Below are 7492 nucleotides of genomic sequence, written 5' to 3' on the forward strand. Positions count from 1 at the left end.
TTACAAAATTGATTGCTCAAGTACATTCGTGAAGCGCAAGACATCACCGCACTTAAATTTCGGCGATGCCTTGCGATTTAGCTACACAAATTTCAAAATCTACTGTTCGAATTTTTTCGTTTTTCTGCCGGCAGTATGGCCTCGATTACGTCCCAATGCTCAGCGATCTTTCCATCCTCTACGCGGAACATATCGTAGAAAGCAGTATGTTGACCATCAAATAGACCTTCACTCATTGTAAGGACAAAATTGCCTTGTCCGATTACTTGGTGGACATGAGTATATTGAAACTCAATATTTCTCTCCTTCAGAGCCTGCAAAGCAGCGTGAAGACCGGAAAGGCCGTCTGCAATATGCGGACTATGCTGAATGTAGTGATCTCCATCAAAATAAGAGGCAAGCAGGTCAGGGTTCTTCCCGAGCAAGATGTTCTCAACATAGCTTTTGACAAATGCTTTGTTGGCATCCGTCTTGTCGATATCCTTAATCGTAACCGGTCCGTCAATCATCGTATGATTGCTTGGTGTCTTCTCTACCATCTCTTGCAAATTGTCCCAATGCTCGACGATTAGTCCATTCTCAAAACGGAAGAGATCAAATACGATTTTAGGGCCGTGAAAATGATATACAGAATGAAGAGCCACATAATTTCCGTCGACTAAAGTACGCTTAATGCTTACCTTAGTACCAATTTCCTTTAAATGATCAAGTGCGCCAAGCATGGATTCACGACCATCGGGTAAGGCCTGGTTATGCTGAATATATTGATCTGGATGAACGTAAGCCGTAATCGCTTCGGGGTTGCCGCTCTCAAAACTTTCCAGTACGGCGACTGCCTTACGAACAAGCTCATTTTGATGGTTGGATGTCATTGGAATATCCTCCTTGAAATTTTTTTTGGTCATTAGATAAATAATGAACAGTACGTTGTTTATTTATCTGTTGCTCATTATAATAGAGGCTAATATAACGCTCAATATTCAATATTTTTAGTAATGCTGGATAACAGACAACTCATAAAACTTTGTCGCTTAACGACCTAAATAAATTTAGGGGGAACGAAAACAATGAACAAGAAAACCGACCTAAGAATACTGCGCACGAAACAATCGATTCGAAAGGCGTTTTATGAGCTTATTCAGGAAAAGGGATATGAATCAATAACGATCCAGGATATTGCCGATCGGGCTATGATCAATCGAAACACTTTTTATCTCCACTACCAAAATAAGCCTGATTTATTAGATACATGTATGAATGAATTGTTGAGCGAATTAAAGGATGCGGTCATTCTTTGTCCCATCAGCATGAATCCTTTCAGTATTTCTCTACTCGAGACAGTCATGCAGACTGTACTGGAGCATATTTCTCTAAATTTGACCTTTTATCATTCCATGTTAATAGATGAGAATAGAATCTATCAGTTTCAAGCGAAAATGGAGGATATCATTAAAGATAAATTAATTGAGGGGTGGAAACCTGCTCAGGGAAACTCCCCATTAGCGATATCCAAGGAATTGCTGATCGAATACCTCGGATCGTCTTTCATGGGGATTGTAATTTGGTGGATTAAAAACGATAAACCCCTTCCTGCAGATGAAGTTTCATCTCAGTTTAGCAGAATCGTTGCCTACGGGCATTTAAGGGCTGCCGGCATCGCCGTCGAGGAATAAAATTAGCGAAGTAGGAGGAGCAGGGTTCAGATCTGCCCTTTACATTTGAATAACATGGTGCTAATATTGATTTCGATAGTTATAGAACTGCAGAAGATATGCGGGGAGGTGGGTACAGTGGGAGAAAATCAAGAAGCTATGGGGCAAGCGGTTAAAGTGTATAAAGCTTTGGGGGAACCAACCCGGCTGAAGATCGCTTTACTGCTCGCGAAAGAGAGCGATTTATGCTTCACCGCGGTCGGTGAAAGGCTTGAATCGGTTGCAGGCTCGACGCTATCGCATCATTTAAAGCAATTGACGGACTCTGGCTTGATTGATTCTCGCAAGAATGGATCGTTTATTCACTATAACGTCAATCGAGAAGTAGCGGAAAAATTTGCGCCCTTTTTGTTGGCGTAATTTTTTTAAAAATCATTTCTATATATTTAGAACAATGGAAATGACGGAGTTGTTTATACTTGAATGGTGTTTTAGCGTACGAGACGACTTGGAATAATTCTTCGATGATTTTTGCTAATCATCCCTACCCAATATTAAGAAGGAGAGAATAACTATGAGCGGTCAAACGAATACGATGGAGATTGGAATGAGCACTTTCCTCCATGCAAATCCCCGAAATGGCGGTGTCTCGCATGCCCAGAGGCTGCGTCAGACGATCGAAGAAATCCAATTGGCGGATCAGGTCGGCCTTGACGTCTATGCCATCGGCGAGCATCATCGCATCGAATACACAAGCTCGTCGCCAGCGGTCATTCTGGCAGCAGCTGCAGCTACAACAAAGCGGATCCGGCTCTCGAGCGCAGTGACGGTGCTATCTTCGGACGATCCGGTGCGGATATATCAGGACTTTGCAACGCTGGACGGTCTGTCGAACGGGCGAGCAGAGATCATGGCCGGACGGGGTTCGTTCATCGAATCGTTCCCGCTATTCGGCTATGACCTGAAAGATTACGAGGAATTGTATGAAGAGAAACTGGAACTGCTGTTGAAGATTCGCGCTTCCGAAAAGGTGACCTGGCGTGGCGGTCATCGCCCGGCGATTGACAACATGGGCGTCTATCCTCGTGCACAGCAGGAGCCTTTGCCTGTCTGGATCGGAACAGGGGGCAGCCCGGAGTCGGCTGTTCGGGCCGGCCTGCTGGGACTTCCGATTGCCTTCTCTATCCTGGGCGGAGCGCCGCAGAGATTCGCACCCTTAGTGGAGCTTTATAAAGAAGCCGCCGTGAAAGCTGGTCACGATCCGAATAAGCTGCAAATTGCTACACATTCGCATGGCTTTATTTCGAATACGGCACAAGAGGCAGCTAAGCGGTATTATCCTGTCATGGCTGGCCAAATGAACCACATTGGAGGGGAACGAGGCTGGCCTACCTACACACGTGACTCGTACGATTCAGCCCGCAGCCTTCACGGCGCTCTTTACGTCGGAGATCCCGAATATGTCGCAGAAAAAATCGTGCTGCTGCATAAGAATCTTGGCTTGACTCGCTTCATGATGTACAACGATTTCAGTTCATTGCCGCATCGCGACTTGCTGCGGACGATTGAGCTTCTCGGCACCAAAGTAGCGCCGATTGTCCGTAAGGAGCTCGCCCGCCAGACGTTTGGCCGTAACGCCTAAAGCAGAGGATGAACGCTTGAAACGGGAAGGCTTGATTGGGCCGAGAAATGAAGTCGGCAAATGGAGCATTATTTTTTTAACTATCAGTTCTATAGATTTAGATCTATTGAAATGAAAAGAGGAGATATAGATGAGGAATTCATGGAAAATTTACATTTTAGCTATTGTCAGCTTTTTAGTCGGAACTTCAGAGTTCGTGATTACCGGCATTTTGGATATGCTTGCAAGCGATATTGGAGTGTCGGTAGTAGCGGCCGGGCAGTTGATTACGGTCTACTCGCTTGCTTATGCCATCGGCACCCCGATTCTTATTGCACTTACGGCAAAAATGGATCGAAGAAAGCTTATGCTATCGGCTTTGGGATTATTTTTCGTTGGGAATTTGATCACGGTCACAACTACAGGCTACGGCATGCTGCTCGGAGCAAGAATTATTTTGGCGATCAGCACGGGGGTATTTATGGTCGTCGCCATGACGGTTGCCGCCAAAATGTCTCATCCTGGAAAACAGGGCAGCGCTATCGCCACGGTTTTAGTGGGCTTTAACCTCGCACTTATTCTAGGGGTCCCGCTTGGGAGGATCATTGCGGGCTCACATGATTGGAAAATCATCTTCACGGGAGTCGGGGCCCTAAGCTTGGTCGCGATGGTGGTCCTTTTGCTGACGATTCCGAGATCGGAAGGAGAGGCTCCCGTTCCTATTCGGGAACAGCTTGCCTTATTAAAAAGCCCCCGAATCGCTGTCGCGCTTTCCATCAGTTTTTTCTGGATATTGGGCTATACGATGCTGTACACCTATATAACGCCGTTTCTTCTGGACATTACGGGGATGAGCGAAGGGATGGTCAACGTCGGGTTGTTTGCGTTTGGGCTGGCCAGTCTCATAGGATCCCAAGCTGGCGGCTACGGTGCAGATAAATGGGGTATCCCCCGTACGATGATTGGGGGCCTGCTCTTTCACTCCGGAATATTATTGTTACTGACTGCGTTCTCCCACTCGTCCATGTTCGTGTTGCCTTTGCTTATGTTATGGTCCTTTTTTGCTTGGTCGATGGGGCCGGTTCAACAGGTTTATTTAATCGGCATGGCTCCTCAGGCTTCGGGGATCGTCCTGAGTTTGAACAATTCGATCGTGCAGTTGGGCATGGCCGTAGGGGCTGTAATTGGGGGTATCGTTGTAGAAAGCATCTCTCTTGCAGCAGTTGGTTGGTTTGGCGGAGTTGGCGTCGCAATGGCACTCATCCCGGCTATTATTTCTTTATCCATGCGTCGCCGATCTGCAGCGGCGGAACAAAGCGGAGCGTAAAGTACCTTCTTTCTCAGAAATGAAAATACCGCCTAAGCGTTGTTGAATAACGCTTAGGCGGTATTTTCATACTCATGGAGAACATTGCGTTTTTTTGAGTGCAGCGTACCGTGATTTTAGTTCATTCAGACGCCCCAAATTCAAGTTCACCCAACGGGAAGGCAGTTACACACCTCAAACGAATTACTATACGGTAATATTTCCGCACCAGAAGAAAAGTACCTTTGTGCAGGAGCGGATAGGAGTTAATCAATTGTCCATCTTTCAGCTTTAAGCTGAGATCCTTGAATCGTTTCCCGTTTAAAGGATGGGAAGGCGCTTCGGAGTCGGGTGCATAATGTACATCCATGGCGGTAATCTGCAGCAACTGCTAATCGATTATCAGAGCACTTCAGAGGAGCATATCAGTTGCCGTGGATGTCGAATTCTTTGGTGTCCTCTAAAATTGTTTTACCACATCATCTGAATCAGTGGAGTGAGCCAGCTCTTTCTGTGCTTCCAGAGCGGCGAGTCTGTCCAGCAGGGCTGCCCGGATTTGCTCATAGGCGTCACTGCCCAACGCCATACGTATCGGACCCTCTCCCTGGTCGACTCGGCGGATAATCTGCTGCGCCATTTTATCCGGATCGCCGACAACCATTTGATTGAACATGCTCATATCTATACCAGGCAGTTCTCCCTTCATCAGGCTAACGAATTGGCCCGCCTCCGTATCCCGGTATTCGTCCATCCGCTCGCCGAATACGGCGTTGCTTGTAATGAAATTCGTTCGGATTCCGCCGGGCTCCACCATAGTGGTCTTAATATTGAACGGAGCCACTTCCTTAGCTAGCGCTTCAAAGGCTCCTTCGACCGCCCATTTCGTAGAGCAATACAGTCCCATACCCGGAATAGAATAATGACCCGCCATACTCGAAATCTGTACCATGTGACCGCCGCCCTGCTTACGGAAAAAGGGCAGGACTGCACGCGCTGCACGCAGGGAGCCAAGCACATTGGTCATAAACTGATGCTCAATTTGCCTGTCGCTTGCTTCTTCCACTGCGCCATACAAGCCATAGGCTGCATTATTGACAAACACATCGATCGTGCCCAGTTCTAAAAATGCACGTTCCACCACTTCAGCAATTTGCTGAGAGTTTGTCAGATCTAAATTAGCCTGCCAAAGCCCAGAGCCATACTGTGCCTGCAGATCATCCAGCACCCCCGGCTTGCGTACCGTTGCGGCGACACGGTCCCCCCTATCAAGCAACTGGCGAGTTATACGTGAACCCAAGCCTCCTGATGCTCCTGTAATGAACCAAGTTTGCATGCTAAACACCCTCCATTCGTTGTCATCCACTGAATTATACAAACAATTAGAGGGAGCTAGCCACAGCACGTCTATTCTATTAACGGGAGTAACAGTCTACGGTAGCTGCCTGTCCTGCTCAAGTAAACGCAATAATCTCTCCTCCGTACCTGAACCGGGCACCGGAACAAAGAAACACCAGTGCAGTCCCGGGTCATTATCGATTACAGCCGCGGAATGGAGCTCGAACTCCATCTCCTGTGCGTCAGGAACACGGAATAAAGCGGTGGCTACGCGTTTTTGTTTGATTTCATACAGCTCCCATAAATGTACGAACTCCACGCTTTCCCGCGTCAAGCGTTCAAACCGTTCCATATATAACGGGTTGTTCTTGTAAAGATCGAAGCCTGCCCGCAGAATGGCTACAGAGTAACGGGCAGCGCCTTCCCAATTCACCAGTCTGTTGCGGTAATCAGGCTTTAAAAACATAATGTCCATCATATTCCGTTCGTTGTCCGGCAGACTGCCGAAATCGGCTACGATCAGTTCAGCCGCCCTATTCCAAGCGATAACATCCGTACCTTCGTCTGTGATAAAAGAAGGATAATGCAGTTGATTTACGATTTTCTGCAGAACTCCCGTATCCGGCCCACCGTTATTTGGCACTGTGACGACGCTCGCCACATCTACATTGGCCAGATCGAATAGATGCTTCTGCTCGTCTTCGTCAAGCTGAAGCGCTTTGCTGATACTTAGCAGCACTTCCGGCGAAGGATTAACCTCCTTGCCTTGCTCCAGCCAGGCATAGTAAGTGACGCTTATATTGGCAAGATAAGAGACTTCTTCTCTTCGAAGTCCCGGAGTGCGTCTTCGTCCGGGCAGCGGCTGAATCCCGGCCTCTGAAGGCTGCAACCGTTCTCTGCGCGATTTAAGGAAGTCACCCAATGCGGATGAGGAACGATTCATTTTCATGTGGGTCACCTCTATTTACTCATATGGAAGAGACATATCGCTATTAACCAAATAGACCAAAAGCACTCTATACATGATTATTATAGTCTCTGTTGAATGCCGTTTCTACAAAAGAGAACCATAACGAGTACCGAGGTTGTTAATCCGCTGAATTGTTCTAATGTGTCTTGTTCCAAGTAAACGGATTTTATTTCAATGCCTGACGATTGTTGATCATGTGGTGTTGCCGGCAATTTTATATTTTTCTAAACCGTGAATTCTCATCTGGAGCATAAATGGGTTAAACTTACCGGGTACAAGAACTCAATCATCATAAAGCAGCGTAGTATTCATTCGGTTTGAAAAAAAGTCGAGTCTGTGCTACTATCAGAAAAATAAAAATATAGCGAAGAAGAGAAGGCTATGCAATAGCGTTTATGTCCAGAGAGCGGAGGGATTGCTGAAACCTCCGTCGTAATGCATGTATAGTGTCGTCTCGGAGCTGTTGACCGAACGCGGAAGGCGTGATAACACGCCCGCAAGTAGGATCAACCGGCCTGGCATCCGTTAACATGCTGCAGGTATAGCATCGGCTTTACCTCATGAGACTGCAATTGCGAGATTGCAGTAAACCTGGGTGGTACCGCGAA

At 47.0% G+C, this 7492-nt stretch carries 7 protein-coding genes; 4 read left to right on the forward strand and 3 right to left on the reverse strand.

What is annotated here, in order from left to right; translation table 11 throughout:
* Window positions 1-92: 92 nt before the first annotated feature.
* Window positions 93-872: a nuclear transport factor 2 family protein gene (locus tag HMPREF9412_RS25195; protein ID WP_009594629.1), complete on the reverse strand. Its 780-nt coding sequence runs from the start codon at window positions 870-872 to the stop codon at window positions 93-95.
* A 195-nt stretch (window positions 873-1067) separates the two neighbouring features.
* On the opposite strand from HMPREF9412_RS25195, the gene HMPREF9412_RS25200 reads away from it, so the two are divergent.
* From HMPREF9412_RS25200 to HMPREF9412_RS25215, 4 genes are all read left to right on the forward strand, one after another.
* Window positions 1068-1673 (forward strand): TetR/AcrR family transcriptional regulator, encoded by a 606-nt coding sequence (locus HMPREF9412_RS25200; RefSeq protein WP_009594623.1) that lies wholly within the window; start codon window positions 1068-1070, stop codon window positions 1671-1673.
* A gap of 117 nt (window positions 1674-1790) precedes the next feature.
* Complete coding sequence (locus HMPREF9412_RS25205; RefSeq protein WP_009594640.1) at window positions 1791-2072, forward strand: ArsR/SmtB family transcription factor; 282 nt, start codon at window positions 1791-1793, stop codon at window positions 2070-2072.
* A gap of 154 nt (window positions 2073-2226) precedes the next feature.
* Window positions 2227-3294 carry an Atu2307/SP_0267 family LLM class monooxygenase gene (locus HMPREF9412_RS25210; RefSeq protein WP_009594626.1) on the forward strand — a complete coding sequence of 356 codons (1068 nt, stop codon included), beginning with the start codon at window positions 2227-2229 and terminating at the stop codon, window positions 3292-3294.
* A 130-nt stretch (window positions 3295-3424) separates the two neighbouring features.
* Complete coding sequence (locus HMPREF9412_RS25215; RefSeq protein WP_009594635.1) at window positions 3425-4600, forward strand: MFS transporter; 1176 nt, start codon at window positions 3425-3427, stop codon at window positions 4598-4600.
* Between the two features lie 439 nt (window positions 4601-5039).
* Here the strand turns inward: HMPREF9412_RS25215 and HMPREF9412_RS25220 are convergent, their stop codons facing one another.
* Together HMPREF9412_RS25220 and HMPREF9412_RS25225 are read right to left on the reverse strand one after the other, a co-directional pair.
* The gene (locus tag HMPREF9412_RS25220; RefSeq protein WP_009594617.1) at window positions 5040-5912 is read right to left on the reverse strand and encodes an SDR family oxidoreductase; all 873 of its coding nucleotides are present in this window, start codon (window positions 5910-5912) and stop codon (window positions 5040-5042) included.
* Window positions 5913-6008: 96 nt separating this feature from the next.
* Window positions 6009-6863 carry a helix-turn-helix domain-containing protein gene (locus HMPREF9412_RS25225; RefSeq protein WP_009594627.1) on the reverse strand — a complete coding sequence of 285 codons (855 nt, stop codon included), beginning with the start codon at window positions 6861-6863 and terminating at the stop codon, window positions 6009-6011.
* Window positions 6864-7492 lie beyond the last annotated feature (629 nt).

Source organism: Paenibacillus sp. HGF5, assembly GCF_000204455.1.
Taxonomy (GTDB): domain Bacteria; phylum Bacillota; class Bacilli; order Paenibacillales; family Paenibacillaceae; genus Paenibacillus_AQ; species Paenibacillus_AQ lautus_A.